28 protein-coding genes and 1 tRNA gene are annotated in these 26,555 nt (G+C 31.4%); 7 read left to right on the forward strand and 22 right to left on the reverse strand.

The window, feature by feature from the left end; translation table 11 throughout:
• Positions 1-42: 42 nt before the first annotated feature.
• The 3 genes from G0Q09_RS02025 to G0Q09_RS02035 are packed head-to-tail and all read right to left on the reverse strand — an operon-like array spanning position 43 to position 2,362.
• A complete protein-coding gene (locus tag G0Q09_RS02025; RefSeq protein ID WP_219033804.1) occupies positions 43-642 on the reverse strand; it encodes an aminotransferase class IV in 600 nt (199 codons plus the stop codon).
• Entirely contained in the window at positions 626-1,585 is a 960-nt protein-coding gene (locus G0Q09_RS02030; protein ID WP_219033805.1) for an aminodeoxychorismate synthase component I, read from the reverse strand. Before G0Q09_RS02030 ends, G0Q09_RS02025 begins: the two co-directional genes overlap by 17 nt.
• A gap of 15 nt (positions 1,586-1,600) precedes the next feature.
• Positions 1,601-2,362, reverse strand: a complete 762-nt coding sequence (locus tag G0Q09_RS02035; protein ID WP_219033806.1) for a DUF2189 domain-containing protein — start codon at positions 2,360-2,362, stop codon at positions 1,601-1,603.
• Positions 2,363-2,434: 72 nt separating this feature from the next.
• Between G0Q09_RS02035 and G0Q09_RS02040 the strand changes: the two genes are divergently transcribed.
• Both G0Q09_RS02040 and G0Q09_RS02045 read left to right on the forward strand, forming a co-directional pair.
• On the forward strand, positions 2,435-3,007 hold the full coding sequence (locus G0Q09_RS02040) for a nitroreductase family protein (protein WP_219033807.1): 573 nt from the start codon (positions 2,435-2,437) through the stop codon (positions 3,005-3,007).
• A gap of 111 nt (positions 3,008-3,118) precedes the next feature.
• Positions 3,119-3,952, forward strand: a complete 834-nt coding sequence (locus G0Q09_RS02045; protein ID WP_257468022.1) for an alpha/beta hydrolase — start codon at positions 3,119-3,121, stop codon at positions 3,950-3,952.
• A 51-nt stretch (positions 3,953-4,003) separates the two neighbouring features.
• Here G0Q09_RS02045 and G0Q09_RS02050 read toward each other — a convergent pair whose 3' ends face one another.
• Together G0Q09_RS02050 and G0Q09_RS02055 are read right to left on the reverse strand one after the other, a co-directional pair.
• Positions 4,004-4,501, reverse strand: a complete 498-nt coding sequence (locus G0Q09_RS02050; RefSeq protein ID WP_257468023.1) for a GNAT family N-acetyltransferase — start codon at positions 4,499-4,501, stop codon at positions 4,004-4,006.
• A 32-nt stretch (positions 4,502-4,533) separates the two neighbouring features.
• Positions 4,534-4,995 carry a DinB family protein gene (locus tag G0Q09_RS02055; RefSeq protein WP_038336414.1) on the reverse strand — a complete coding sequence of 154 codons (462 nt, stop codon included), beginning with the start codon at positions 4,993-4,995 and terminating at the stop codon, positions 4,534-4,536.
• Between the two features lie 134 nt (positions 4,996-5,129).
• Between G0Q09_RS02055 and G0Q09_RS02060 the strand changes: the two genes are divergently transcribed.
• The 3 genes from G0Q09_RS02060 (at position 5,130) to G0Q09_RS02070 (ending at position 7,416) form a co-directional block, all read left to right on the forward strand.
• Entirely contained in the window at positions 5,130-6,230 is a 1,101-nt protein-coding gene (locus G0Q09_RS02060) for an Mrp/NBP35 family ATP-binding protein (RefSeq protein ID WP_114998705.1), read from the forward strand.
• 15 nt (positions 6,231-6,245) lie between these two features.
• Positions 6,246-6,536 (forward strand): NifU family protein, encoded by a 291-nt coding sequence (locus tag G0Q09_RS02065; RefSeq protein ID WP_114998704.1) that lies wholly within the window; start codon positions 6,246-6,248, stop codon positions 6,534-6,536.
• A gap of 109 nt (positions 6,537-6,645) precedes the next feature.
• Positions 6,646-7,416, forward strand: a complete 771-nt coding sequence (locus G0Q09_RS02070) for a DUF3108 domain-containing protein (RefSeq protein WP_114998702.1) — start codon at positions 6,646-6,648, stop codon at positions 7,414-7,416.
• Between the two features lie 40 nt (positions 7,417-7,456).
• On the opposite strand, the gene aat is transcribed toward G0Q09_RS02070, so the two are convergent.
• Both aat and G0Q09_RS02080 read right to left on the reverse strand, forming a co-directional pair.
• Positions 7,457-8,089, reverse strand: coding sequence for a leucyl/phenylalanyl-tRNA--protein transferase (aat, locus tag G0Q09_RS02075; RefSeq protein ID WP_114998700.1), 633 nt, complete (start codon positions 8,087-8,089; stop codon positions 7,457-7,459).
• Between the two features lie 82 nt (positions 8,090-8,171).
• A complete protein-coding gene (locus G0Q09_RS02080; RefSeq protein ID WP_019976879.1) occupies positions 8,172-8,543 on the reverse strand; it encodes a DUF3127 domain-containing protein in 372 nt (123 codons plus the stop codon).
• 117 nt (positions 8,544-8,660) lie between these two features.
• Here G0Q09_RS02080 and G0Q09_RS02085 point away from each other — a divergent pair.
• A tRNA-Leu gene (locus G0Q09_RS02085) sits at positions 8,661-8,742 on the forward strand.
• A 413-nt stretch (positions 8,743-9,155) separates the two neighbouring features.
• On the opposite strand, the gene G0Q09_RS02090 is transcribed toward G0Q09_RS02085, so the two are convergent.
• The 14 genes from G0Q09_RS02090 to G0Q09_RS02155 all read right to left on the reverse strand — a co-directional run bounded on the left by G0Q09_RS02090 (position 9,156) and on the right by G0Q09_RS02155 (position 23,334).
• Positions 9,156-10,280 (reverse strand): GNAT family N-acetyltransferase, encoded by a 1,125-nt coding sequence (locus G0Q09_RS02090; RefSeq protein ID WP_219033808.1) that lies wholly within the window; start codon positions 10,278-10,280, stop codon positions 9,156-9,158.
• A 46-nt stretch (positions 10,281-10,326) separates the two neighbouring features.
• The gene (locus G0Q09_RS02095; RefSeq protein ID WP_114998697.1) at positions 10,327-10,848 is read right to left on the reverse strand and encodes a DUF4833 domain-containing protein; all 522 of its coding nucleotides are present in this window, start codon (positions 10,846-10,848) and stop codon (positions 10,327-10,329) included.
• Between the two features lie 48 nt (positions 10,849-10,896).
• Positions 10,897-11,499 carry a hypothetical protein gene (locus G0Q09_RS02100; protein ID WP_125349578.1) on the reverse strand — a complete coding sequence of 201 codons (603 nt, stop codon included), beginning with the start codon at positions 11,497-11,499 and terminating at the stop codon, positions 10,897-10,899.
• 3 nt (positions 11,500-11,502) lie between these two features.
• Complete coding sequence (locus G0Q09_RS02105) at positions 11,503-12,141, reverse strand: VTT domain-containing protein (protein WP_114998694.1); 639 nt, start codon at positions 12,139-12,141, stop codon at positions 11,503-11,505.
• A gap of 50 nt (positions 12,142-12,191) precedes the next feature.
• Positions 12,192-12,863: a DedA family protein gene (locus G0Q09_RS02110; RefSeq protein WP_180905395.1), complete on the reverse strand. Its 672-nt coding sequence runs from the start codon at positions 12,861-12,863 to the stop codon at positions 12,192-12,194.
• A 9-nt stretch (positions 12,864-12,872) separates the two neighbouring features.
• Positions 12,873-13,238 (reverse strand): YraN family protein, encoded by a 366-nt coding sequence (locus G0Q09_RS02115; protein WP_114998692.1) that lies wholly within the window; start codon positions 13,236-13,238, stop codon positions 12,873-12,875.
• Between the two features lie 9 nt (positions 13,239-13,247).
• A complete protein-coding gene (gene upp / locus G0Q09_RS02120) occupies positions 13,248-13,883 on the reverse strand; it encodes a uracil phosphoribosyltransferase (RefSeq protein WP_114998690.1) in 636 nt (211 codons plus the stop codon).
• A 5-nt stretch (positions 13,884-13,888) separates the two neighbouring features.
• The gene (locus tag G0Q09_RS02125; RefSeq protein ID WP_114998688.1) at positions 13,889-14,830 is read right to left on the reverse strand and encodes a S66 peptidase family protein; all 942 of its coding nucleotides are present in this window, start codon (positions 14,828-14,830) and stop codon (positions 13,889-13,891) included.
• A gap of 129 nt (positions 14,831-14,959) precedes the next feature.
• Entirely contained in the window at positions 14,960-17,401 is a 2,442-nt protein-coding gene (locus G0Q09_RS02130) for a TonB-dependent receptor (protein WP_219033809.1), read from the reverse strand.
• 479 nt (positions 17,402-17,880) lie between these two features.
• Positions 17,881-18,744, reverse strand: coding sequence for a carboxylating nicotinate-nucleotide diphosphorylase (gene nadC, locus G0Q09_RS02135; protein ID WP_219033810.1), 864 nt, complete (start codon positions 18,742-18,744; stop codon positions 17,881-17,883).
• Positions 18,744-19,634, reverse strand: coding sequence for a hypothetical protein (locus G0Q09_RS02140; RefSeq protein ID WP_114998683.1), 891 nt, complete (start codon positions 19,632-19,634; stop codon positions 18,744-18,746). Before G0Q09_RS02140 ends, nadC begins: the two co-directional genes overlap by 1 nt.
• Complete coding sequence (gene nadB / locus G0Q09_RS02145; RefSeq protein ID WP_114998681.1) at positions 19,634-21,199, reverse strand: L-aspartate oxidase; 1,566 nt, start codon at positions 21,197-21,199, stop codon at positions 19,634-19,636. Before nadB ends, G0Q09_RS02140 begins: the two co-directional genes overlap by 1 nt.
• Positions 21,199-22,203, reverse strand: coding sequence for a quinolinate synthase NadA (gene nadA, locus G0Q09_RS02150; protein ID WP_219033811.1), 1,005 nt, complete (start codon positions 22,201-22,203; stop codon positions 21,199-21,201). Before nadA ends, nadB begins: the two co-directional genes overlap by 1 nt.
• Before the next feature lie 12 nt (positions 22,204-22,215).
• Entirely contained in the window at positions 22,216-23,334 is a 1,119-nt protein-coding gene (locus G0Q09_RS02155) for a C1 family peptidase (RefSeq protein ID WP_219033812.1), read from the reverse strand.
• A 270-nt stretch (positions 23,335-23,604) separates the two neighbouring features.
• Here G0Q09_RS02155 and G0Q09_RS02160 point away from each other — a divergent pair, with 270 nt between their 5' ends.
• The gene (locus G0Q09_RS02160; RefSeq protein WP_219033813.1) at positions 23,605-24,960 is read left to right on the forward strand and encodes an orotate phosphoribosyltransferase; all 1,356 of its coding nucleotides are present in this window, start codon (positions 23,605-23,607) and stop codon (positions 24,958-24,960) included.
• A 73-nt stretch (positions 24,961-25,033) separates the two neighbouring features.
• Here G0Q09_RS02160 and G0Q09_RS02165 read toward each other — a convergent pair whose 3' ends face one another.
• Positions 25,034-26,485, reverse strand: coding sequence for a M20/M25/M40 family metallo-hydrolase (locus tag G0Q09_RS02165; RefSeq protein WP_219033814.1), 1,452 nt, complete (start codon positions 26,483-26,485; stop codon positions 25,034-25,036).
• Positions 26,486-26,555: the final 70 nt, after the last annotated feature.

The raw sequence follows: 26,555 nt of genomic DNA on the forward strand, positions 1-26,555 counted from the left end.
AAAAAATGAAAACGCAAACAATACTCTATCAATTTTATAGAGTTATTGAATTAACAACGAAATATCCAATTCTTGGCTTTCGTCTAAATTCATCATCGCATTGATTCGTTTGAATGATTTAAAATTAACTAAATCTGAAACTTTTATATTTTTCTGAATGATTTCGCCTGATTGTAACAAAGCTTCTCGCATTGTCCCTTTCAACAGAAAAGTTCGTGGCGTGATCCATTGAGAACCGTCAAAAAAAACAATATTCGAATAAATACAATCTGTAATATAATTTGATTTTACCAAGACCAAATCATCTGTTTTTGACTCTTTTAAATATTCATCAAAAAACCAACGATCTAAATATTTGTAGGAATAATCAATTTTATTTTCGATCTCAAAAAGTTGAATACTTTCAATTGGTTTGATTTGATACGGTTGAAATTCTACCGATTGAATTTCTCGATCATATACAATTCTAACTTTATATTTTTCGTCCGTTAAATCTGTCGGAAACTTAATAATTTCGTCCAATAAAATCGGATTGATTTCAGTAAAATTATCATTTCTTGTTCGATCAAATCTCGCTTGATGAAATTCTAAATTTCGAAGTTGTTTGTTTACACAACAAATCGATTCAATAAATTGGAACATACACTTTTTGTATTAATTCTTCGTACTCTGCTTTTGCCTTACTTTTTGCTGTTATTCCTCCTCCACTCTTGAAAAATAATTCACCTTGATTATTTTCGATGAAACGAATCATCACAGCACTATCAAGATTTTCGCCATCAAAAACACCAAAAACTCCTGTATAAAAATTTCGATGATACTTCTCGGCTTCTAAAATAATTTCAACGGTTTTCTTTTTGGGCGCACCGCAAATAGAACCAGCAGGTAAAAGTTGATCGAAAATCGTTCCTAAATTTTGACTATAATCATCATTCAAATCGCCTTTTATCTCAGAACTCACTTGCAAAAGTGTTGCATCATTTGTCTTCACCTCATCCATGTAGCGATAATTTATCACCTCAACATTTTCGGAAACAAGACTCAAATCATTTCTGATTAAATCGACAATTGTTGCATGTTCGGCAGCTTCTTTTTCATCATTCAAAATAAGTTGCTTCGCATTTAGAATCGAGGCATCAATGGTTCCTTTCATTGGATTTGAAAAGATTTTTTGATCTTCAATTTTCACAAAACGTTCGGGAGAAAAACAAACAAATTCGTTTTTATATTTCAATTTATATTTTGCTTCAGAAAACTGAAAAACTTCATCTAAAGTCAAATCTGTTTCAATTTTTGTTGGAAGCGTTAAATTCGTTAAATATGAATTTCCAAACAAAAGATTATCGTGAACATAATTGAATTTTGGCAAATATTCGTCAAAAGAAATCGGGAATTTATTGAATTTAAAATCTTTCTGAAAAAATTCTTTTTTTGTTGAATCTACTTCAAATTTTATCTCATCAGGTAATTCCTTCAACGGAATTACTTCTCCATTTTCTTTCAAAAAATCGATCATAAAAAAAAAGGGAACTTTTGCAGCTCCCAATTCATTCATTTTCGTAAAAATCGAATGCTTTGCTAACATTCGATAAAATTAATATTATTCTTGGTTTGTACCAAGTAGATCAATTTCTGTTTTTTCATCATCTGTCAAAATCATATCTTTTAACATAAAATAAACCATCATATAGCCAATTGGATAAGTTGCTAACGCACCTACATAACAAGCAATAGCTCCTATTGAAGCAACCAGACTAACAACAATAGCTATTAGAACCATCCACCAAAAATTCTTTTTTACGATTGCATAAGAAGTTTTCATTGCGTCAATAGCGCTCATATTTCCATAATGAATAAGATACGGAGCCAGATAAATACACGCTTGTAAGAACAATAAAAATACTGTCGCCACTAAGATGTATAACATACCAAAAAGCGATGAACCAATCATTAATGCTGGGTTTACATTTTCGGGATCATTAAACATAAGTGGTAAAAAAGAAAAAATAATGTATGGTAACATTACAACTATTGCGACTCCCATTACGATAAGTGTTAAAAGGAAATAGCTTCCTATATTTTTGAAACCTCCAAAAAAGTCACCTAGCTCTAACGACATTTTGTTTTCGGCACGTTCTGCACCAATCATAAATCCCATTATAAGTGGATACATCACAAAAAGCAATCCGATTATAGTGAAGGAAGTAAACATATAAACAATAGCTGCAACAAGAGCATAAATAACAAATGGCTGCCAATTATTTTGGAAAAGTTCTAATGATTGATTGAAATATTTCCCAATATCAAATTGGAATTTATTGTTTTTGTAATACTCAATTTTGTTGTAATCTAATGTTTTCATCTTAACGTTGGTTTAATTGAAATTAATGTAAATTTGCTTGATTAGTAGAATAAAATTAATAATTGTTACAACATGAATGCAAACGATTTATTATCAATCATAAAAAATAGACGCTCTATATTTCCTCCGCAATACAATCAAGAAGAAATTACGCGCGAAGAATTGAATCAAATTTTTGAGGCAGCAAATTGGGCGCCATCTCATAAAAAAACAGAACCTTGGCGTTTTGTTGTTTTAGAAGGGCCTGCAAAAGACCGTTTCCGCGAATACGTAAAGCGTGTTTATGTGCAAGGAACGCCAACAGATCAATTGAGCGACAGAAAAATAAATGCATTAATTGAGAAATGTGATAAGTCGAATAAAATTGTATTAATCAATTTTATCAACACAGAAAAAAATCCTGAATGGGAAGAATTAGCTGCAACTTCTATGGCTGTTCAGAATATGTGGTTAATGGCAAGTGCGCTAAAGATTGGTGCATATTGGTCTTCTCCAGCAAACATTATCGCCAATGTTGATGAGTTTACAACTATGGAAGAAGGCGAAAAATGTGTTGGTGTTTTCTATATGGGAAAAATTGAAGGAGATTCTCCAGAAGCTGTTCGTCAACCAATCGAAGATAAAGTGAGATTTTTAGAGTATTAAAAACTCTTTAGAAAATAATTTGAAAAAGACTACTAATTTTTTAGTGGTCTTTTTTATTAAATAGAAAATCAACTCTTTATGATTTTTGTATATTTGATAAAACACTTTAATATGAAATATATGAAATCGATTTTTAACTACTTATTAGTTGTAATCTCTATTAGTTTTTTGACATCCTGCAAAAACTCTAATCCCGTTGTTTATGACGATCCTATTCCGAAACACGAAACATTTACAATTGATTCTAAAATTCTAAATGAAAAACGAATTATTAATGTTTGGGTTCCAAAAGAATATTCAACTTCTCAGGATTCATTATCCGTTTTGTATATGCCAGATGGCGGAACAAAAGAGGATTTTCCACATATTGCAAACACATTGGATAGCTTAATTACTTCGAAAAAAATAAAACCGGTTATTTTAGTTGGAATAGAAAACATACAACGTCGCAAAGATTTGAGTCCGCCAACCGAAAACGAAGAAGATAAAAAAATAGCCGATGTTGTGGGAGGTTCGAATGAATTTAGAAGTTTTATCAAGGATGAATTATTTCCTGAAATCACGAAAAAGTATCGCACTCAATCCCAAAAAGGAATTATTGGCGAATCGTTGGCTGGATTATTTATCATGGAAACTTTTCTGAAACAACCAGATATGTTTGATTATTATATTGCAATTGATCCTTCACTTTGGTGGAACGATCACAAAATGTTATTGAATTCAAAAAATGATTTAGCTAAATTTCCTTCAACTCCAAAAAAGTTATGGTTTGCAGGATCTGGAGCAAGTGATATTTTACCTTATACAGATGATTTGAAGAATATTTTGACGCAAGAAAAACTTCCAAATCTACAATGGAATTATTCTCCAGAACCTAAAGAAGAACATGCTACAATTTACAGAGCAACTAAAGAAAAAGCATTGATTTGGAGTATTGGTAAATAAAATTTATCTGATAAATAAAAAACCCTCACTTCAAATGAAGTGAGGGTTTTTTTATGCGATTCGTTTTCCTAAAATAGTTAAACTTCTTTCTATTCCGTCTAAAATTGCAATATTGGGATAATTTCCCCATTCTTCGAAACCAAAATGTTTGAATAATTTCAAGCTCGGTTCATTATGCGAAAAAATAAAACCTAAAATCGTTTTGATTCCAAATTCTGCTGCTTTCGTAATGCTATATTCCAACACTTGTTTTCCTAAACCTTTTCCACGTTGCATAGCATCTAAATAAATGCTAATTTCTACAGTTGCATCATAAGCTGGTCTTCCATAAAAAGATTGAAAACTTACCCAACCTACAATGTCTTTCGATTCATTTTCTACAACCCAAAGTGGTCTTTTTTCAGGTGAATGTTCTTCGAACCATTTTGCTTTACTTTCAACTGAAACTGGTTCTGTATCGGCAGTTACTAATCGCGAAGCTATTGTAGAATTATAAATTTCTGTTATTTTTTCTAAATCGCTTCGTTTAGCATCTCTGTATGTTAACATCTAAATTTTTAAATTTTATTCTCTTTTTGATTTTAAAAAGGAATATTCTTTTTCATCGCCATCATATAGCCCAAATGCATTGCTTCGTGAATATTGTTGTACAAAATTGCATCTTCAATCGATTCTAACGTCATACCAAAACTTGTTTTATATGATCGATAATACGATAGTTTTTCCGAACGATAATCCTTGAACATCTGCATTGGTGTACTTTCCAACATTTCCTTCAATTCTGTCACATCTTCTTCCGTTACTTCCGTATTTCCGATTGTTCCTTTTTTATACTTCTGAATAAACTGAATATCGACCAACATCCTATTATCGGTTAAATAATAATGGATCAATTGCTGTGTTGCCAAAACGTGAGCCGCATTCCAAAACAAATTGTTTTTATAGCCAACAGGTATATAAAGTAGTTGTTTCAGAGAGTGTTGTTCAAGCTCATCAATAATCTGTTTTCTTATATTCGTCAGATAAATAATATGCTCTTCCATAGTCAGATTTAAAGTTTAAATATACATCAAATTAAGTCTATTTATCAAATTATAAAGCAAAACAATTAAAATCACGTTTTTAGATTATTTAAAGTCTTTGATTCTTCGTAATTTTGTCTCATTAAAATTAAAAGATGGCTTACACAAGAGATCAAATATATCAAGTATTAGAAGAATTAGGTATTCGCAATTGGATGCGTAACGCTCAAGTGATGGGAAATGATATTATATTGGATATTGTTTCTCCTTCGCCTGCAATGCACGAACGCAAGCGTTTGGAAATTGCGTTGAAAAATGCATTTAAAGAAAATTTACCTGAGTCAAATCTTAAACTTAACATTTCTGTTGAAGTTGAAGAAAAAAATCCGAACGAAATCAAAGGTTCTGAATTGCCAGGTGTTAAAAATATTATCGCTGTAGCATCAGGTAAAGGTGGTGTTGGTAAATCTACTGTTTCATCAAACTTAGCAATAAGTTTAGCAAACATGGGATTCAAGGTAGGTTTATTAGATGCTGATATCTACGGACCTTCTATGCCAATTATGTTCGATTGTCAAGATGCTCGTCCATATTCTGTAGAAGTTAATGGAAAAACGAAAATAAAACCAGTAGAAGCTTACGGAATTAAATTATTATCAATTGGATTCTTTGCTGATACAGATCAAGCAATTGTTTGGAGAGGACCGATGGCTGCAAAAGCATTGAATCAAATGATTCGTGATGCACATTGGGGAGAATTAGATTTCTTATTAATCGACTTACCTCCAGGAACAGGTGACATTCATTTATCTATCGTTCAACAAGTTCCAATTACAGGAGCTGTTGTAGTTTCTACGCCTCAAAATATTGCATTAGCAGATGCAAAAAAAGGAGTTGGAATGTTCCAAATGGAAGCGATTAATGTTCCAGTTTTAGGAATTGTAGAAAATATGGCGTATTTTACACCAGAAGAATTACCTAACAACAAATATTATATCTTTGGACAAAATGGTGCAAAGAACTTAGCAGAACAAATTGGTGTTCCTTTCTTAGGCGAAATTCCAATTGTACAATCTATTCGCGAAGCTGCTGACGTTGGTCGTCCAGCTGCAATGCAAGAAGATACTGTTGTAGCTAATGTTTACAAAGAAATTGCACGTAACGCAGTACAAAGTTTAGTAGAACGTAACAATACTTTGCCTCCAACAGAAGCCGTTCGTATTACAACGATGGCAGGTTGTTCGGCAAAAAATTAAAAAAAGTAAAAGATCATGACTCCAGAAGAAAAATATTCAGAAGTTGAAAAGGCCTTAACTGAAATTAGACCATTCTTAAATTCAGATGGAGGCGATATCGAATTAGTATCTGTAGAAGATAATATTGTAAAAGTTCGCCTTACAGGTGCATGTATAGCATGTTCTGTCAACCAAATGACCTTAAAGTCTGGTGTTGAAATGACCATCAAAAAATATGTTCCAGAAATAGTTTCGGTTATCAATGTTTCAGATTTTGAAACTTCAACTGAAGCAGATCAAATATCTTCCTTAAAAGAAGAAAATTAGAATATCATTAGATTCTCATAAATTAAAACGCCTTTATATCAATTTATAAAGGCGTTTTATTATTTTTGGCAAACAATTTGAATCTTAACCTCAAAACCAAAAATTCAAAATGAAAAAATATATTTTATTTTTTACTTTTATTGTCCTTTCATTTGCATTGCCTTTAAATGCTCAAAACAACTACAAAGTTGGCGAAAATCTAAAATTTAGAGTTCATTATTCTGGATTGAATGCAGGTTTTGCTTCCATTGATGTAAGAGAAGCTACATTGAATGGAAAAAGCCATTATCACATCATAGGAAAAGGAACTTCAACAGGTGCTGTGCGTGCTTTTTTTAAGGTAGATGATAATTACGAATCGTATATTGACAAAACAGATTTGAAACCTACAAAATTTGTTCGAAATATTGTAGAAGGAAGTTACAAACGTCATCAAATCTATTATTTTGATCATGCCAATAGAAAAGCAAAAGTTGAAAATAAACGAGATGGAAAAGTTACAACAGAAACGATTCCTTACGATGCGCAAGATTTACTTTCTGCTTTTTATAGCTTACGTAATGCCAATCATACCACTCTTAAAACAGGAGATTATTTGAACGAAAATATTTTTCTTGGTGATGAAACGCTTAAATTTCGATTGAAAGTTTTGGGACGTGAAACCTTAAAAACAAAATTCGGAAAAATTGCGGCAATCAAAATTCGTCCGTATGTACAATCTGGTCGTGTTTTCAAAGAATCAGAATCGGTTACAATGTGGATTTCTGACGATGATAACTTAGTTCCGCTAAAAATAAAAGCGGGTTTATTAGTTGGATCGTTAAATGCAGATCTAAATGAATATAAAAATTTAAAATATCCTATTACTTTTACGAAGTAAATTGAAAAAGCGAAGTTCGAAATCCGAATTTCGCTTTTTTTTATTTCTCCAAATATTCCAAAAAAACATCACTCGGAATTTCCATTGCACCCAAACTCGCTAAATGTTCGGTATAAACTTGACAATCGATCAATTTATATTTCTTGTGGTATTTTGCAACAAATTGTATAAAACCAGCTTTGGAAGCATTGCTCACTTTCGCAAACATACTTTCTCCACAAAAAACATCGCCCATATCAATTCCATAAAAACCACCAACCAATTCGTCGTTTTGCCAAACTTCAATACTTTTAGCGATTCCCATTTCATGTAACGTACAATATGCTTCGATCATATCATTTGTAATCCACGTTCCGTCCTGATCTTTTCTATACGCTTGCGAACAATTTGTAATCACTTCTCGAAACGCTTTATTTTCTGAATACGTAAATATTTGATCTCGAAAAACTTTCTTCATCGATTTCGAAACATGTAAATTTTCTGGAAATAAAACAAATCGATCTTGTGGAAACCACCAAATAATTGGATCTTCTTCATTAAACCAAGGAAAAATTCCTTTCTGATAAGCCAAAATTAGGCGTTCTGGCGAAAGATCTCCTCCAACAGCTATAATTCCCTCGCTATTCACTTCATCGTAATCAGGAAAGATTAAATCAGAACTTAACCAATACATATCGTTTTGTGTATAATTTATATAAAATTAAAAAAACGTGTCCAATAAAGAACACGTTTAGTATTAATTGATGTTTTTTTACTTAGAATGGTAAATCATCATCATCTCCATTAGAAAAAGTATCAACTGGAGGCGCTGGTGCAAAATTATCGTAACCTTGAGGTGCTTGTGCAGCTGCATTCGCCATATTCTCAATTCTCCACGCTTGGATTGTATTAAAATATCTTGCTACTCCTTCTGGATTAATCCACTCACGACCACGAATATTGATAGAAACTTTCACTTCATCACCAGGTTTGTAAGCATTCAACACATCAGTCTTATCTTGTGTAAGCTCAATTAAAATATCTTGTGGATATTGTTCTTGCGTTGTAACAACAAATTCTCTTTTCTTGAAACTTGCAGTAATATTTTGAGTTTCAAATACTTTCTTAATTCTTCCTGTAATTTCCATTTTTGTAAAAGCTTTGTACAAATTTAGAATGTAAAAAAAGATTAAAAAAATTTTATTTCGAAATTTTGTTAGAAAGAAAACTTGTGTATATTTGCAATCCAAATCGGTGAGATTTTAGCGGGCGTGGTGGAATTGGTAGACACGCTAGACTTAGGATCTAGTGCCGCAAGGTGTGGGAGTTCGAGTCTCCCCGCCCGTACAACAGCAAAGACTTTGAAAAATATTTCAAAGTCTTTTTTTTATGACTTATTACTTTATAATATTTTTTATAAATTTAGATAATTATTTGGTTACAAGTTGTTTGGTATGTATTCGAAAAGAAAAAGAAATTTGAAATCTGGAGGGAGAACTATCCCCATTTTTGAATTTATAGTGGTTGTAATTATCATCATTATTTTGATTTACTTCGCAGTTTTCTAAGGAAATTATTCTTCATTTTTTTAAACATTAATTTATAATTATTTAGAAGAAAAATAGAATCAAATCAAAGAATCTGTTAAGCAAAAATTTGGAGATTAGTTTGATGATGATGCTGAAGATAATGCGAAAAATTATCAGCCACAACCTTAATTGATATAGAAAATGGTTAGAATTTAGATTCTAACCATTTTTTTATGCTTCTATATCTTTATAAAATGTTTTTCTACGTTTATGGATAACCGGATCAAAGTTTTTCCATAATTGTTGCACTTTTGTATTCTCCTCTAGCAAAGGATTGGTCTCTAAAGTTTTAATTCCTCTCGCTATAAATCGATCATAAAGCTCTTTAAAAATCAAGGCGTTAACACCTTTATTTTGATAATGAGGATGAATTCCAATCAAATAAAATTCGACATGATCGTTCTTTTTTTGCGCTTGCATCAAATGCCACCAACCAAATGGGAACAATTTTCCTTTCGTTTTCTGGAAAGCTTTTGAAAATGAAGGCATCGTAATCGCAAAAGCAATCATTTTGTTGTTTTTATCTTTTACACATGAAATAAAATCGGGATGAAGAAATTTTAGATATTTCTTTTTGTAATGCTCAACCTGAAATTTTTCTATCGGAACAAAACTTTGCAATTCTGCATACGTCACATTCAACAAATCGAACATCTCATCTACGTAAGGTAACATTTCGTCAATTGTATCAAATTTATACGTATCTATTTCGTAACGTTTTTTGAGCATTTCACACAATTTATCCATTTGCTTTACCTTGCCCAAATTGGCAATATCAATAGAATATTCTAACCACTCGGCTTTTGGTTGATAACCTAATTCTTGCAAATATATTGGATAATATTCGTAATTATATAAACCGATCAAAGTGGCAACTTTATCAAATCCTTCTGTTAATAATCCAGCTTTATCCATATTCGAAAATCCCATCGGACCTTCTATATAACTCAGTTTATTATTTTTAGCAATGTTTTCAACAGTTGTTAATAAAGCTTTTAAAATGTTGATATCATCTTTAAAAACTAACCAACCAAACCGAATTTTAGTCTTTCCAAGTTCTTTTACTTCGGTCCAATTAATAATCGAAACAATTCGTCCAACGACTTCTTTTCCTTTGTAAGCTAAAAAATAGTTAGCTTCTACCGTCTCAAAAATTGCATTCTTTTTATCAAAACTTGCGAGTTCATCTTTCTTTAAAGAAGGCACCCAATACGGATTATCTTTATACACTTCAAAAGGTAAATCGACAAATTTCTTCATTTCACTTGGCGTATTCACCTCTCTTACTTCGATCATATGCTATTAAATTGCGTCTAACAGATTCTAATTTAGGAAGAATTTTTTAGAGAACAATTTTCTCTTCTACAGATTTTCCGTTTTTATCTTTTCCGTAAAATAAAATATAATCAAGCTTTACCGAAATTCCAGCCGTTCCTTTCTTCTGTTTTAAGAAAACGCGATTCAATGTTATCAACTTGTTATTAACAGTTGTTTGAACAATTGGATTTTTTTGAGAATCAAGCTTAAGCGTTAATTTTTGAGTTGGATAAGATACTAATGTCAACTGAAAAACATTCTTTTCAATTTTCTTAATATCTAAACCATATGCCAATTTCTTTTGTATAGAAGTCAAGGGCTTTTTTGAGCCATCTTCAGCATAAAGAATGCGATAAATATCAACTGGATTATCATCATCTAAAATTCCTTTGCTCGAAAAAAGTGCATCGTAAACAAACGTATTTTTATTGTCGTTGTGTTGAATGTAAAATAATCTATTTTCTGATTTTGGAGGAACAGGATAACCTTGTTGTGCATTTACAACAAAAGAAAAAAGGATAGAACAAATAATTAATAGGTTTTTCATTGATTGATATTTTTAAAAATAGAAGATACGAATTATTTGAATGATTATCTAAATCCAAATAAAAAGTTTCGAAACTTTAACTTGCTCAATATTATTTTGATCAAGAAAATCTTGCGGAAATTTGATTAAATCTGAAATTGGAATAATTTCATCATTCTGAATAAAATTATATTTACCATGACCAGTTTGATATTTAGAACTTTTATTAGAAACTTCGTGATTGATTTCAATCATTTCATCTTCTAAATCAATAGTAATTTCTGTTTCTTTTTCTACAACTAACAAAGCCTTTTTATTCCTGAAAAAATAAATTTCGCGCTTAGATTCCTTTAAGAGATGATTGTAAGTATTGACAACTGGAATGGTAAAAAAAAAGAATAGTATCAAAAAAATCATTCCAATAATTATGTTAGTTAAAATGAAATCTGTCACAAACAATAATTGATAAGCTATAAATAAAAAAGTAAGACAAAGAATTGCAAAAAGAATCATATTAAAAACTGAAATATAGCTTAAAAAACCAATTTTGACGCGAATAACTTCATCATTTTCGTGTTTATATTCTTTTTGAGACTCAATGATAAATAAAATAATTGGTAAAAAGATTATCCACAAAAGTAAGATGATGAAAATCGAATTTTCTGTACTCATTTTTTATTTTTTTATTTTCTCTTTGACGAATTCTACAATAATTGGAACCAAAGAAAACACAATAATTGCCATTACGACAATTTCGAAATTGTTTTTGATAAATGGAATTGTTCCAAGGAAATAGCCAGCCAATGTAATCCCGAAAACCCAAATTGTTCCTCCGATAAAATTATATTTGATAAATGTGCCATAATGCATTTTAGAAATCCCTGCAACGAAAGGTGCAAGCGTTCTTACAATCGGAACAAAACGTGCAATTACAATGGTTTTTGAACCATATTTTGTAAAGAAATCTTCGGTCTTTAGTATCGCAGAATCTTTAATAATTCGTTTACCGAAAATTTTAGTTGTAACTAATTTCGTTCCTAAGGTTTTCCCAATCGTATAATTGACTGTGTCGCCTGCAATTGCCGCGATCCAAAGTAAACCTAATACAATATAAATATTGAGTTGAGCTGGAAAAGCCGCAGCTAACATCCCTGCTGCAAATAAAAGCGAATCTCCAGGTAAAAAAGGCATGACAACCAAACCTGTTTCGATAAAGATTAAGAGAAATAAAATCAAGTAAAACCAATGTTGATAATCATTCAAAATGGTTTCTAAATATTTATCGATATGTAGAATATAATCTAAAATTTCCATGATTTAAAGGTATAAAAAAACTCGACCGAAGTCGAGTTAAGTTTTTATAGTTATTCTTGTTCAGCTACCTTTTTTTTGCCGAACTTTTCTTTGATAATTTCCACTAAAATTGGAAGTACAGAAGCGATTGTTATTCCTAAAATTACTTTAGAAAAATTATTTTGAACCCATTCTATATTTCCTAAAAAGTATCCAATAAGTGTTAAACCAACAACCCATAACACGGCTCCAATCACATTATATGTAATGAAAATAGAGTATCCCATTCTCCCAATTCCTGCAACGAAAGGCGCTAAAGTTCTTACAATTGGTACAAAACGTGCAATTACAATGGTTTTTGAACCGTATTTTTCGTAGAATTCGTGCGTTTTATTGATATGTTCTTCTTGGATGAAATTTTTACCAAAAATCTTAACTTTAGTTGCTTTGTAACCAACTTTCTTTCCGATGGTATAATTCAATGTATCACCGAGTATCGCGGCCACCAAAAGAATTGCAATCATAATCCACACATTCATATCATTTGTTTCTTGTGCAGCTAACATCCCTGCCGCAAACAACAATGAATCTCCAGGTAAAAAAGGCATCACAACTACACCTGTTTCCACGAAAATGATTAAAAATAAAATTGCATACAACCACAAACCATATTCATTTGCAAACTCTGCTAAATGTTGGTCGATATGCATAATAAAGTCAAAAAGACTCATAAATACTTCCATAAAAGTTGATTAAATTTCCGAAGCATTAAATGCATTTTTGATATGATTTACGCTCCAAGATTGTTGTTTTTTTAAAAGTGCTAAAATATCAAATCTTACCTCAGAAATAAAATTATTTTTCTGAATAAAATCATCTGCGGCAAGAATTAACAATTTCTTCTTCTTTGTGTTAATAGAACTTTCTGGCTCCGCAACATAATTTGAAGTACGACTCTTAACCTCTATAATAACAATCTCATTTTCAAATTGAGCAATAATATCGATTTCGGCTTTTCTGTAAAAATAATTTCGAGCCAATATTTTGTATCCATTTTGGATTAAATAATTAACGGCAAAATCTTCTGCTTCTTTTCCGAAATCGTAACTAATACTCATTCAAAAAAATTATTTTGTTCCGTACAAACGATCTCCAGCATCACCTAAACCTGGAACGATGTATCCATTTTCATTCAATTTTTCATCCAAAGCAGCCAAGAAAATTGGAACTTCTGGATAAACTTTATGTACAGCTTCAACACCTTCAGGACAACCAACTAAACATGCTAAACGTACTGATTTTGCACCTTTATCTTTTAAAATTTCAATTGCTTTTATTGCTGAACCTCCAGTTGCTAACATAGGATCTACTAAAATAACATCTCTAGATTCTAAATCAGTTGGAAGCTTACATAAATATTCTACAGGTTGTAAAGTATCATGATCACGGTAAAGACCTATATGTCCTACTTTTGCCGTTGGTATCAATTGATGGATTCCTTTTACCATTCCTAAACCAGCACGCAGGATAGGAACAATAGCCATATCACTACCTTTTATCTTATAACCAATTGTTTTAGTAATTGGAGTTTCAACCTCGATTTCTTCTAGTTCTAGATTACGTGTAATTTCATAACACATTAATCCTGAAATTTCATCAACTAACTCTCCAAATTCTTTTGTAGTTGTTTCTTTATCACGCATTTGCGTAATTTTAGCTTTTACTAATGGATGAGTAATGATGGTTAAATTATCTTGTTTCATATCTATTATTCTATAAAATACAAATTTACACTATTTGAAGTTATATTCAATCTGACTTTTGCCCCCATTTTAAGCGCAACATTATGTCCTGTATGTCCTGATGGAAAATTAAATGCTATAGGAATATTTAAATCTTTTGTAAAACTATGTATTACTTCATAAGTCGTTGAATCAAAAGGATGATTATAATTTTCTTTATTCTCATCTTCAGTATCCATATGAGTAAAATTTCCTAAAATTATTCCTTTTACTTGATTTAGAATATTATTCCTTTTTAGATTCATCATCATTCTATCTACTGCATACCAGTTTTCAAACCAATCCTCTAAAAATAATATTTTATTTTGAGGATTATTTATAGCTGATTCACTTCCCAAAAGTGAATAAACAATGGACAAATTACCTCCTACTAATTCTCCTTCTACTTCTCCTAGCTGATTAAAACGATGACTATCTTTTATATGATATTCTATTTTGTTTCCAAACAAAACATCATAAACACTTTGATATGATGAAGGATGATAAATTGTATCTGCTAATTTTTTTGCAGTAACTCCATGTAAAGTTTGGAAACCTAATCGGTTAAAATGATTATGAAAAACTGTAATATCAGAATAACCAATAATCCATTTTGGGTTTTCTCTAAATTTATCTATGTTTAAGCTGTCTATAATTTTTACAGATCCATATCCTCCTCTCGCACACCAAATAGCTTTAATATCATCATTATCCAAAGCCCACTGAAAATCTTCTGTTCTTAATTCATCAGTTCCTGCATAATGATATCCCAAATCAAATTCAGCATAAACATTTTCTCCTAATACAGGAGTTAATTTCCAAGTTTTTATTAATTGAATTACTTCGTCCAATTCTCCAAACAACATTTGTTTGGCTGGAGCTACAATTGCTATTTTATCACCTTCTTTTAAAAAGTTGGGCTGAATCATTTTTGTAAAATTACCTGTCCCAAAGATAGAAACAAAAAATACATGAGTGAACCATTAACTTGAATTTTATCAACAAAAAAACCAATCTTTAATAGATTGGTTTTTTTATAAATTATATATAACAACTAATTATATTGTAATTTTTATTGTAGCATTCCAAGTTCTTCCATATCCAAAATAGATTTCGTTGTTTACATTTAATCCTTTATATGTTTCTGCTCCTCTATAATCTTCTTGGTAGTTTGTTCTAGATTCTGAAATATAAATATGATTAAATACATTATTTACATTAAAACGTAAAGTTAATTTATTTCTATCTGTTAATTTATGCTCCCAAGAAATACCAGCATCCATTAAATTGTATGAAGGCAATTTTAAATTACCAGATCCTCTTGTTGATGTATCATCAACTACAGAACTAACTCTTGAACTATATAAATCTCCTTGATAGCGATAATTTGCATTAACAGAAATACTCTTTATGACTTTATAATTCATACCTAATCCAAATTGTGTTTGTGCAGCATCTCCTACTTTCAATTTATCAAGGTTTTCGCTTGTAGTATCTAAGTAATTTTGATTATCTCCATATACAAATGTCGTAGATTGTCCTCTATATTTCCAATCTCCTAAAGAAGCGAAACCTGTCAATTCTAATACTCTCATTAGTTTGTATCCCATTTCCAGTTCTAGTCCTTTATGTCTTTGTTCAACACCTTGGTTTACTAAATTTATAATTGAACCTCTTTCTACGCCGTATTTACTTATATCAGTTGATGTAGCAGTTCTAGAGTCTGTTGTTACACGATTTTTCCAATTTGTGTAATATCCATTCAAGTTTGCCCAAAGATTTCTAGCTTTGAATTTATATCCAAACTCTATACCTAATACCTCTTCATTTTTAGTATTATTATTTGCTTCATTACTATTTCTTAAAAATAAAGCTCTACTAAATGGCTGGCGAGAATAGAATCCAGAGTTGGCAAAAATCATGTGATTTTCTGCTATAGTAAAACTAACACCTCCTTTTAGGTTATATCCCCAGTTTGATAATTTTTCAGATTTTTCGTTTTCTTCAGTATATTTAAAATAATCCCAACGTTGATTAGTTTGATTAGATACCGATCCTTGAAAAAATGTACTAAATGCATCTGTTGAATACTCTAACTGAGTAAATAAACCTCCATAATTCACTCTTTCTCTATCATCATAACTCGTTTTTTCTGTGTCATTCTTAGCGTAATTATTCAATTTCCATGGATTCTTTGTAGAAAACGTTTTGGAAACATTATAACCATTTGGATATCTAACATTTGTCCCCGATCTTACAGTGTAGTAATCACCTCCCATTAAATTCGCTAATTGTTGAAAATGATCTCCTTCGTATGCTCTAAGATCAAAACCTACATTCAAATTTAATTTGTCTGTGAATTTATGCTTTAGATTAGAAAGCATTCCATACCATTGATGATTGTTTACGTTAGATCTTATGGCATAACTAGAAGCTCCACCTGCTTGACTTTGTCTATCAAACTGATTTTGGATTAATTTTAATCCTGTATCAGAGTCAGTTGTCGCTCTACCCAAAGGTCCTGTTCCTCCTCCACGACCCCAAGAACCATAAAGAACTGTAGATAAACTAGTTTTATCATTTATATCAAAATCCCAGTTTATATTCATTACGGGTTTATGGTAGAAATTTCTTCTTTCATTAAACAGTTCACCATGTAAATAACCTTGATTTCCATTGAACTTACGCCCATATTTCAAAAGAGTTGATATTGGTTGAGCATAATTTTGATCATGCCACTGAGGTGCTCCTGTCAATAAGAAGTTTAATGTATGATTTTTAGATGGTTTATAGCCAAATGAGATAAAATAATTTTGTCCTTGACCTTTTGTTCCTTTATTATATCCATTTCCTTGCCAATGACTTAATAATAAGGAAACACCAAATTTATTATTGATTAACCCTGTATTGTAGGCTAATGTCGAAGTGTAATAATAATCATTTGCTATTCCTGCTCTAAAAACACCTCCTTCTTTCTTTTCTGTAGCTTTTGTTATAAAGTTATATGTTCCCCCTACAGATGAAATGGCTATTTTTGATGATCCTAAACCTCTTTGAATTTGAATTGCAGAAGCTATATCAGACATACCCGACCAGTTTGACCAATATACTCTACCACTTTCCATATCATTGATTGGTTGCCCATTCAATAAAAATGCCGTGTTAGATTGATCAAAACCACGTGTAACAACTCTAGAATCACCAAACCCTCCTGATTGTCCTGCTACATATACAGATGGTGTATTAACAAAGGCTTTGGTAATATCATCACCTCCTCCAGTGCTTCGCTCTATCTGTTCTTTAGTAATTGTAGTTGATGCAACTGGTGTTTTTCTGTCTTCAGCTAGATCAATTACTCCTTTACCTATAATTAATGTCTCTACTAAAGACACATTTTCGTCCTCTTGTTGAACAACTTTTGTAGAATCTGTTGGTTCAACAACTTGAGCGAAAGATAATGTTGCCGTTAAGGCAAAAGCTCCTACTAATAAAAGCTTCATTGAGTTTAACCTCATCTTATGAAATAGTTTAAAAGTTTACACTGTAAATGTAAATACTTTAAATGAGATTATTGTTAAATTATGGTAAAATTTTATAAAATCAATTAACATCTTAAATATTAATTATTATTTTTTATTCAAAATAGTCGATATTTTATCAATATTTTAAATTATATGAAGTAATTCTATTAAATTTTAAAGATTATTTAACATTTAATTAAAAATTAACATAATGTAAATGTTAATTTTTAACATTAATTATAGGAATACAATGATTTTTTTTTAGAAAAAAGATGAAAACTCAAGAAAAAATTAATTATTTAGAATCAGTATTAATAAAATTAAATTCAATAACTTTTTTATTTATAAGCTAATACTAATAAATTTTCAAAACAAATTATTTAAATACAATACAACTAACGTTAAAACTTGTTGTATTGTATTCTTAATCATAAAAAAGAATTGAAATGTTAAAGAAATCAAGCCTTAACAGCTTTCAAACTTAAGTCAAAGTTAGGAGCAGAATGAATAATCGCACCAGAAGAAATAAAATCAACACCAGTTTCGGCAATTGCACGAACAGATTCTTTTGTAATTCCACCCGAAGCTTCAGTTTTTACTTGTCCATTTATATATTGAACAGCTTCTTTCATCGTTTCGAGATCAAAATTATCCAACATAATAAAATCAACATTTGCCTCCAAAGCTTCTTTTACCTCATCCATATTGCGCGTTTCCACCTCTATTTTTAGATGTAAATGATGTTTTTCCAAATAATCTTTGGTTTGCGCAACTGCTTTAGTAATATTTCCACAAAAATCGACATGATTATCTTTTAACATCACCATATCGTATAATCCAAAACGATGATTTTCTGCGCCCCCAATTTTAACAGCCCATTTTTCTAACATACGAAAATTAGGTGTTGTTTTGCGTGTATCCAAAATTTTGGCATTTGTTCCGCTTACCAATTCCATCATTTCATGTGCATAAGTCGCAATACCAGACATTCGTTGCATACAATTCAACGCTAATCGCTCGCAAGTTAAAATTGATTGCGAAGAACCTTTCACTTTGAACGCAATATCACCAAATTGAACTTTATCGCCATCATTTATATATTGTTCTATTTTTAAAGATGGATCAAACGTATCGAAAATAATTTTCGCTAACTCAATTCCAGCAATTATTCCGTTATCTTTCACTTTCAGTTCAGCTTCTTGAATTGCATCATACGGAACCGACGCTAAAGTTGAATGATCGCCATCGCCAACGTCTTCTAAAAAAGCTTGACGAATAAAAAGTTGTAATTTTTCTTGTGTGATATATGGAGGAAAATTCATTATCTATATGTTAAGGATGCAAATTTTGATTGATTAAATTCTTTCTTGGTTTTGTATTCATAATATTCAGCCCAAGTACCGTTTTCTTCACGCACAACTGTAATCAACACTTGTACTGAAGGATCATTTTCGAAGAAATTTTTGATTTGAAGTTTATATTCTTTGTCATCAATTTTACCTTTTGTAATGTCAATTGCTCCAGATTTAAAAGCCACATCAAAAGCAGTTGCATAAGGATCAATAGAAGCCATTTCGAAAAGATTAGAAAACTTTCCTAAATAATATTCTCGACTTCCATTATTACCAAAAGTTGTTAAATTAAATTCTTTATCAATTCTTACTTCAATCGTTTCTTCATCAGTTTTTAAAGTAAACAATACACGATTTTCTGAAGGGAAAGTTTCAAAATCATTATTTTTTTCTGCCGATTCGTAACGTAAAGGCATTGTATATTTCATCGCAACCGCTTTTCCATCGACTCCTTTTGCAGGCGTCATTTTCAGATTAGCTCGCTCCATTTTATTGTTCAACAAAACTAAACTCGACAATGCTACACTATTAAAAATTGGATTTGAACCATCAGTCGAGACATCATCAAAATTACCATCTTCATTGATTTTAAAACCTAATTTAGATTGAGCAGTTTCGATATGAAGATAATCAGCAATATTAGAAAAGAATGAAATTTGAGTTTGAATATCTTGATTCAAATTTTTGTTCATACAAGCCTGTAGTTCGCTATTCTCTTTGAGATTTTCGCAACCAAAATAAACAACAGCTTTCTTAGCTTCTTTACCAAAAGTCAAACTTACGTTTTGTTTTTCTTTCGAATTTTGAGCAAAAGAAAAACTTATTGCAAAACATGCAACGAACAGAAATAATTTCTTCATTAATTAAAATCTTTGTTATAAAAAGTTCCTCGATTTTCTTTTTGATTGATACTTTGCTCAATGATTAAATGTGCGACATCAACCAAATTTCGAAGTTCTAAAATTTTAGGCGAAACAATCGTAAAATAATAAATTTCTTTGACCATTTTCTCGATTTCATTGATACGATTTTGTGCAATTTGCAAACGATTATCACTTCGTACAATTCCAACCAATTCGCTCATCATCGCTTGTAATTGTTTGCGTAAATAAGAAATCAATACTAATTCTTCTTGCACTTTCATTCCTTCTTCGTTCCATTCTGGAAACTCAAAATTATAAATCGAAAATTGATTATCATTTAATAAGTCGACCGTTTTCAACGCTGCACGATGACCAAAAACCATCGCTTCCAACAACGAATTCGAAGCTAAACGATTTGCACCATGTAAACCTGTATTAGAACATTCGCCAACCGCAAACAAATTCTCGATAGATGTTTTTCCTTCTAAATCTACATCAATTCCACCGCACAAATAATGCGAAGCAGGAACAACCGGAACCAATTCGGTAAACATATCGTAGCCTTCGGATTTACATTTTTTGTAAATATTGGGGAAATGCTCCAAGAATTTTTCTTTCTCTAAATGTCGACAATCGATGTAAACATAATCATCTCCGCGCAATTTCATTTCGTTATCAATCGCTCGCGCCACAATATCACGCGAAGCCAATTCCTCACGTTCATCATATTTGTGCATAAACAATTCGCCATCTTTCGTACGCAATTTCGCACCAAAACCACGAACAGCCTCTGAAATTAAGAACAATTGTCCATCAAATTCGCTGTAAAAAGCTGTTGGATGAAACTGAATAAATTGCATTCCCGAAACGGTTGCTTTCGCACGTCGAGCCAAACCAATTCCGTCGCCAGTTGCAATAATAGGATTCGTCGTATTTTTATAAACATGACCAACTCCGCCCGTTGCTAACAAGGTTACTTTGGCTAAATGTTGCTCAACTTTATCGGTATTCAAATCTAAAATATACGCACCAAAACATGTCGTTTTCTGAGTTATATCACGATTCAAATGATGTTCTGTAATCAAATCTACTACAAAATGATGCGTAAAAACCTGAATATTTGGATATTCTTTTATTGCTTCTAACATCGCGCGCTCAATTTCCCAACCTGTCACATCTTTGTGATGAACAATTCGGTTTTCGGTATGTCCACCTTCACGACCAAGGTCATAAATTCCTTCGTTATTTTTATCGAAACGAACACCCCAATCTATAATTTCATTAATACGTTCTGGCGCTTCTTTTACGACAATCTCAACCGCTTTCAGCTTACACAAACCATCTCCTGCACGAAGCGTATCCTCGATATGTTTTTCGAAACTATCTTTTTCGAAATCACTTACAACAGCTACACCACCTTGCGCATATTTGGTATTGGTTTCGTCTTTGTTTGCTTTGGTTACAATTGTAATTTTTGCATCAGGATTTCGAATCGCGATTTTCAGCGCATACGAAAGTCCAGCAATTCCAGAACCAATGACTAATACATCTTGAATAGCCATTATTTGATTTTTTCTGATAAATCTAACATTCTATTAATTGCAGCTAACGCTTTAACTCGCAATTCTTCTTCTATTTGAATTTCTGGCAATTCATATTTCATGCACAGATATAATTTTTCTAATGTTGATAATTTCATGTAAAAACATTCAGAACAATTACACGATTCATCTTGAACTAATGCTGGAATTAATGTTTTATTCGGAGCAAGTTTTTGCATTTCGTGTAAAATTCCTTCTTCCGTTGCCACAATAAATTCTTGTGCATCATTTTCTACCACATAATCTAATAAACGAGAAGTTGAACCAATAAAATGTGCGAATTTCAATAAATCTTCTTGCGCTTCTGGATGCGCAATTAATTTTGCATTTGGATGATCAGCCATTTGTTGTGCAATTCTTTCCAAAGAAAAAGCTTCGTGCACGATACAAGCTCCGTCCCACAAAATCATGTTGCGATTACAAACTTGATTTAAGTATCGACCTAAATTACGATCTGGCGCAAAAATAATTTCTTGATCTTCTGGCAACGAATTAATAATCGCTTCCGCATTCGAAGAAGTGACAATAATATCTGATTCTGCTTTAACACCCGCATCACAATTGATGTAACTTACCACAATCGCATTTGGATGTTGCTCACGTAAACCACGTAAACCTTCTGCCGAACATGAATCTGCCAAAGAACAACCCGCTTTTGTATCGGGTAAAACAACTTTTTTAGAAGGGTTCAAAATCTTTGCAGCTTCTGCCATAAAATGAACACCACAAAAAACAATCATATCAGCTTCAGTTTTTGCAGCAGCACGCGCCAATTGTAACGAATCACCTAAATAATCTGCTAAATCCTGAATTTCTCCTGACTGATAATAATGCGCCAAAATCATTGCATTTTTCTCTTTGCGTAATTTATTGATTTCCGCAATTAAATCAGTTCCTTTTGGAATTTCAACATCCAAATAACCTTTATAATCTAACTTTTCTATCGCTTGTTCTAATGTATTCATTTGTGAGTGATTTTATTTTATACCTAATTGCTTTTTCACTTCTTTTGACAACGCATCTTTGTGCACTGTAAAAGCAATTGATTTCATTCTGAAAAATGGTTTCGACATATAAATGTGTCCATTATTTCCTAAATCTGTTGTTCCCCAAGAATTTTTTACATCATAATATTGATTTCCCAATTGATCTTTCAAAATTCCTGTAATATGCATTAAATGGTCATCTTCTGTCGAATAATCTTCAAAACCTTTTTGACGCTCATCAGCCGTCACCCATTTTTCAGGTAAAATCTGAACAAAATAATCTGATTCTAAACCTTCTGAAGGCCAAATTGCCATTCCATACTTTTTAGAAAATGTTTTTTCAGAAACATCTGTATCAAAAGCCGCTGTATATCCTTTATATAACGCTTCGTCCAAGACTTTCATGTATTCATCTAATGGTAAATTATAATATGAACCATTTGAAAAATTATCTGGCACTTGCAAAATAAATTGTGAATAATAAGGCGCTTGCTGAAAAGATGTCAAGGTTACATAATCATCAGGATTTATTTTCAAGGCTTTTGCAAATTCTTGTGGTGTATATTCTTTTCCTTCGAACTTGAATTTTGTTGGAGGAACACCTAATTTATCATTCAATTTTTGATCAAATTTTGATTTCCAATCTGCTGTTAAATATTTTTTAGGATTTTTTACAATCGAATCTAATCCAACTTTCAAATCTTTTACCAATATTTCGTGGTTATGCTTCACATCTGTTCCATTCGCAAAACCTGCATAAACTTCGTTTGGAACTAATCCATTTTTACGAACCGAATTTAAAACATCATGCGACAAACCTCCTTGACTAAACTGTGCTTTTCCTTGACGGTAAACATAATTGTATGCTTTTTCTGGATAAGTATATCGTACATTGTACATTTCCGACAAATCGACATCTTTTCCTGTCAATCGTTTTACTTCTGATTCTAAAAAAGAAGTTGTAGAAAATGACCAACAAGTTCCCGTTTTTCCTTGCGAAATAATTGGAAGCGCAGTGTTGTTAACTAATTCTGTAAATTTGAAAGGCGTTTCTTGTGCCGAAACCAACATACTTACAAAAGCAATGCTGGCAACTATATATTTTTTCATTTGTGTTTTGTATAGATTTCAAAAGTAAAGTTATTTTATGAAGTTTTTAACGAAAGATGGAGGAAGTTTAGATTTACAATTTTAGAATTACGAATTATTACAAGTTTTTATCTTAATTCAATTTTTAATTCAGTATAATATTTCAGTATTCGAACAAATTATAAATCAATTAAGTATAAATATTCAATTTTTATTCATCTTAAAATTAATTTTCGTGAAAATGCCATAAATGACTCAAAAACCTATTAACTTTGCTCAAACATTACACAGATGCAACCAAGAGAAGATTTTTTATTGAAAGCTTACGAGCTGGGAATTATAAAATTTGGAAATTTTACTTTAAAAAGTGGTATAGAATCTCCTTTCTATGTCGATTTAAGACCTTTAGCTTCGAGTCCACAATTACTAAAAACTTTAGCAAATAACTTATTAGATTTAGTTGAAGATGTAGAATACGACTTGATTTGTGGTGTGCCTTATGCAGCTTTGCCTATGGCAACTACAATGAGTTTAACATCAAATATTCCTTTGATTATCAAACGTAAAGAAAACAAAGGTTACGGTACTAAACGTATGGTAGAGGGTGTTTTTGCGGAAGGACAATCTTGTCTTTTGGTCGAAGATGTAATTACTTCTGGACAATCTTTGTTAGAAACAATTGATCAAGTTGAGCGCGAAGGATTACGTGTAAAAGATTTGGTTGTTGTTTTAGACCGTGCACAAGGTGGTTCAGACAAATTAAAAGAACAAGGGTACAACGTGAAAACGTTATTTACAATTCACGAAGTAATCGATATTTTACATAAATATCACCGTTTGAGTGATGATGAAGCGAAAAAAATCAAAGACTTTTTAGCTTTACCTCCAGAAGCGGCTCCTGCAAAACAACGTATTGCATTGGAAAACAAAAAAATTGTACATCCAGTTGGAAAACGTTTAGTTGAATTAGCACTTAAAAAACAATCTAACTTGATTGCTTCTGCTGATTTAATTACTTCTGAAGAAATTATTGATTTCGCTGGTAAAGTTGGTGATCATGTTGTTGCTTTAAAATTACATTCAGATATTATTCAAGATTTTTCGGACAATTTAATTGTTGAATTGAAAAAAATCGCACGCGAAAAAGAATTCTTATTATTCGAAGATCGCAAGTTTGGAGATATTGGAAATACGCAAGAATTACAATTTAAGAAATCGATTTACAAAATTTCTGATTGGGCAGATTTAGTAACTGTTCATCCAATTGGAGGTTTAGAATCATTAAAAGTTTTCGAAAATACCGGAGTTATCACAATTGTTGAAATGTCTTCGAAAGGAACATTGACTGATGATTATTACTTTACAAAAGCAATTAATGTTTCGGAACAATCTGGAAATGTTTTAGGAGCTGTTGCACAACGCCAAATTCCTGATAACTTGTTATTGTTTACGCCTGGTGTTAATATTTCTTCGACTGGAGATAGCAAAGGACAACAGTATAATACGCCAGAATTAGTTTTCAAAAATTACCACACAGACTTTATGATTGTTGGTCGTGGAATTTACAAAGCTGCTGATGTAAAAACTGCGGCAAAAGAATACCAAACGTTAGGTTGGGTTTCTTACCTACAAAGTTTGAATGACTAAGATTTAGATAAATTTCAAAAATATAAAAGCAAGCTATTTCAGCTTGCTTTTTGTTTTTTATTTGGTAAGAAATCTACTTCAATATAAATTTATGCGAAACACTATTTCCATTATCATCTTGAATTGTTGCGACATAAAATCCTGCTGATAAGTTAGAAAGATTTACACTTCCATTAGAATTTTCAGTATTTATCGTTTTAATCATTCGTCCTGTTGCATCAATAATTTTAATCGAAATTTGAGACTCAAAATTTAATTGATAATTCAATGTTTTGTTTGAAATATAAATTTTAGATGAATTTCTATCAACATCATTTGTCCCTAAAGTTGATGTTTTAGCAGCTTCAACCACATATTCGATTCCTAATTTTGTAAACTTCGCAGCATGCGTAGAGGTTTTCCCAAGAGTTGCATATGTATCATTTACAGAATGAATGTATGGATTGCTATCTTGCATTTTAGCCTCGAAAGGTAAAGTTGCCGCAAAACCATTATCCGACCAACTAAAATGATCTGAACATCCGTATCCACATTGTGAAGTATCATACGTGAATTGATGTAAACCAGTTTTGTTGTATTCGTCCATCAATTGCATCAAAAACGAATTGAGATTTGCATCACAATAAGCATCCGTCATCAAAATAACATCTTTCGTAGAACCTTTGTAATTCGTCATATCAAATTGTACATAACCTATTACATTTTTATTCTCCGAAGCGTATTTCTGCGCAATTTCTTTCGATCCTACTAAACCTATTTCTTCTGCTGCGTAAGCCATAATTTCGGTAGTTCGTTGCGGTTTGAAATTATTTTTTAACAACACACGCAAAACTTCGGTGATTGTTGCAATTCCAGATGCATTATCATCTGCTCCTGGTGCAAAAGTTTGATTTGCATTCCAACCAACAGTCGAATCGGCATGACCTCCAATAATCACAAATTCATCTTTCTTTTCAATTCCATTAAAAGTCAAAATCAACGACTTCATTGGCGTATTCACATGATCAACGATTCTTACAAATACGTCAGTTCGTCCTGCATCAGCAATCATTTTCACCCAAACTTCTTTCAATTTAAGAACCGCATTATTTGCTTCTTGTCGTGTATGATAACGCGTTTTGAAATCTTCTAACATCAAAATTGTTTTCTCAATTTCTTTGACATCAACATCATTCAATGCCGTAGTTATAAAAGCTTGTTCTGATATTGTATAATTGAAAGGTGCTTTTTTCTGAGATGGCTTTTCTTGAAGTGATTCTAGTGCATCTTCTTTCGAATTTCTAAAAATATAACCATGTCCATGCGCAAATTTTCCATGTAAACTTTCAGCAATTTCTGGATGAAAATAAATAGCAGAAAAATTATTTTTTGAAGAAATTATTTCAATAGAATCCGCATGATTTTTTTGTAAAAAAGCGGCATTCTCAGTCTCCATTGTCGCAAAAATGAAGTTTTCTCTGGTTTGCGCAAAAGAATAAAGCCCATTCAATAAAAATGTGGTAAGTAGTAAAAGTTTAGTTTTCATAAAAAATCATATTAGTGTAAAACAAATATATGATTAATAATGATTTATCGTATTTATCAAAACAAAAAAA

The organism is Empedobacter falsenii, from assembly GCF_019308355.1.
GTDB lineage: Bacteria > Bacteroidota > Bacteroidia > Flavobacteriales > Weeksellaceae > Empedobacter > Empedobacter falsenii_B.

Bases quoted from the DNA above. Each gene is read 5' to 3' on its own strand.
- G0Q09_RS02025 (WP_219033804.1), bottom strand. From the start codon at position 642: ATGTTCCAATTTATTGAATCGATTTGTTGTGTAAACAAACAACTTCGA.
- G0Q09_RS02030 (WP_219033805.1), bottom strand. From the start codon at position 1,585: ATGTTAGCAAAGCATTCGATTTTTACGAAAATGAATGAATTGGGAGCT.
- G0Q09_RS02035 (WP_219033806.1), bottom strand. From the start codon at position 2,362: ATGAAAACATTAGATTACAACAAAATTGAGTATTACAAAAACAATAAA.
- G0Q09_RS02040 (WP_219033807.1), top strand. From the start codon at position 2,435: ATGAATGCAAACGATTTATTATCAATCATAAAAAATAGACGCTCTATA.
- G0Q09_RS02045 (WP_257468022.1), top strand. From the start codon at position 3,119: ATGAAATATATGAAATCGATTTTTAACTACTTATTAGTTGTAATCTCT.
- G0Q09_RS02050 (WP_257468023.1), bottom strand. From the start codon at position 4,501: ATGTTAACATACAGAGATGCTAAACGAAGCGATTTAGAAAAAATAACA.
- G0Q09_RS02055 (WP_038336414.1), bottom strand. From the start codon at position 4,995: ATGGAAGAGCATATTATTTATCTGACGAATATAAGAAAACAGATTATT.
- G0Q09_RS02060 (WP_114998705.1), top strand. From the start codon at position 5,130: ATGGCTTACACAAGAGATCAAATATATCAAGTATTAGAAGAATTAGGT.
- G0Q09_RS02065 (WP_114998704.1), top strand. From the start codon at position 6,246: ATGACTCCAGAAGAAAAATATTCAGAAGTTGAAAAGGCCTTAACTGAA.
- G0Q09_RS02070 (WP_114998702.1), top strand. From the start codon at position 6,646: ATGAAAAAATATATTTTATTTTTTACTTTTATTGTCCTTTCATTTGCA.
- aat (WP_114998700.1), bottom strand. From the start codon at position 8,089: ATGTATTGGTTAAGTTCTGATTTAATCTTTCCTGATTACGATGAAGTG.
- G0Q09_RS02080 (WP_019976879.1), bottom strand. From the start codon at position 8,543: ATGGAAATTACAGGAAGAATTAAGAAAGTATTTGAAACTCAAAATATT.
- G0Q09_RS02090 (WP_219033808.1), bottom strand. From the start codon at position 10,280: ATGATCGAAGTAAGAGAGGTGAATACGCCAAGTGAAATGAAGAAATTT.
- G0Q09_RS02095 (WP_114998697.1), bottom strand. From the start codon at position 10,848: ATGAAAAACCTATTAATTATTTGTTCTATCCTTTTTTCTTTTGTTGTA.
- G0Q09_RS02100 (WP_125349578.1), bottom strand. From the start codon at position 11,499: ATGAGTACAGAAAATTCGATTTTCATCATCTTACTTTTGTGGATAATC.
- G0Q09_RS02105 (WP_114998694.1), bottom strand. From the start codon at position 12,141: ATGGAAATTTTAGATTATATTCTACATATCGATAAATATTTAGAAACC.
- G0Q09_RS02110 (WP_180905395.1), bottom strand. From the start codon at position 12,863: ATGGAAGTATTTATGAGTCTTTTTGACTTTATTATGCATATCGACCAA.
- G0Q09_RS02115 (WP_114998692.1), bottom strand. From the start codon at position 13,238: ATGAGTATTAGTTACGATTTCGGAAAAGAAGCAGAAGATTTTGCCGTT.
- upp (WP_114998690.1), bottom strand. From the start codon at position 13,883: ATGAAACAAGATAATTTAACCATCATTACTCATCCATTAGTAAAAGCT.
- G0Q09_RS02125 (WP_114998688.1), bottom strand. From the start codon at position 14,830: ATGATTCAGCCCAACTTTTTAAAAGAAGGTGATAAAATAGCAATTGTA.
- G0Q09_RS02130 (WP_219033809.1), bottom strand. From the start codon at position 17,401: ATGAAGCTTTTATTAGTAGGAGCTTTTGCCTTAACGGCAACATTATCT.
- nadC (WP_219033810.1), bottom strand. From the start codon at position 18,744: ATGAATTTTCCTCCATATATCACACAAGAAAAATTACAACTTTTTATT.
- G0Q09_RS02140 (WP_114998683.1), bottom strand. From the start codon at position 19,634: ATGAAGAAATTATTTCTGTTCGTTGCATGTTTTGCAATAAGTTTTTCT.
- nadB (WP_114998681.1), bottom strand. From the start codon at position 21,199: ATGGCTATTCAAGATGTATTAGTCATTGGTTCTGGAATTGCTGGACTT.
- nadA (WP_219033811.1), bottom strand. From the start codon at position 22,203: ATGAATACATTAGAACAAGCGATAGAAAAGTTAGATTATAAAGGTTAT.
- G0Q09_RS02155 (WP_219033812.1), bottom strand. From the start codon at position 23,334: ATGAAAAAATATATAGTTGCCAGCATTGCTTTTGTAAGTATGTTGGTT.
- G0Q09_RS02160 (WP_219033813.1), top strand. From the start codon at position 23,605: ATGCAACCAAGAGAAGATTTTTTATTGAAAGCTTACGAGCTGGGAATT.
- G0Q09_RS02165 (WP_219033814.1), bottom strand. From the start codon at position 26,485: ATGAAAACTAAACTTTTACTACTTACCACATTTTTATTGAATGGGCTT.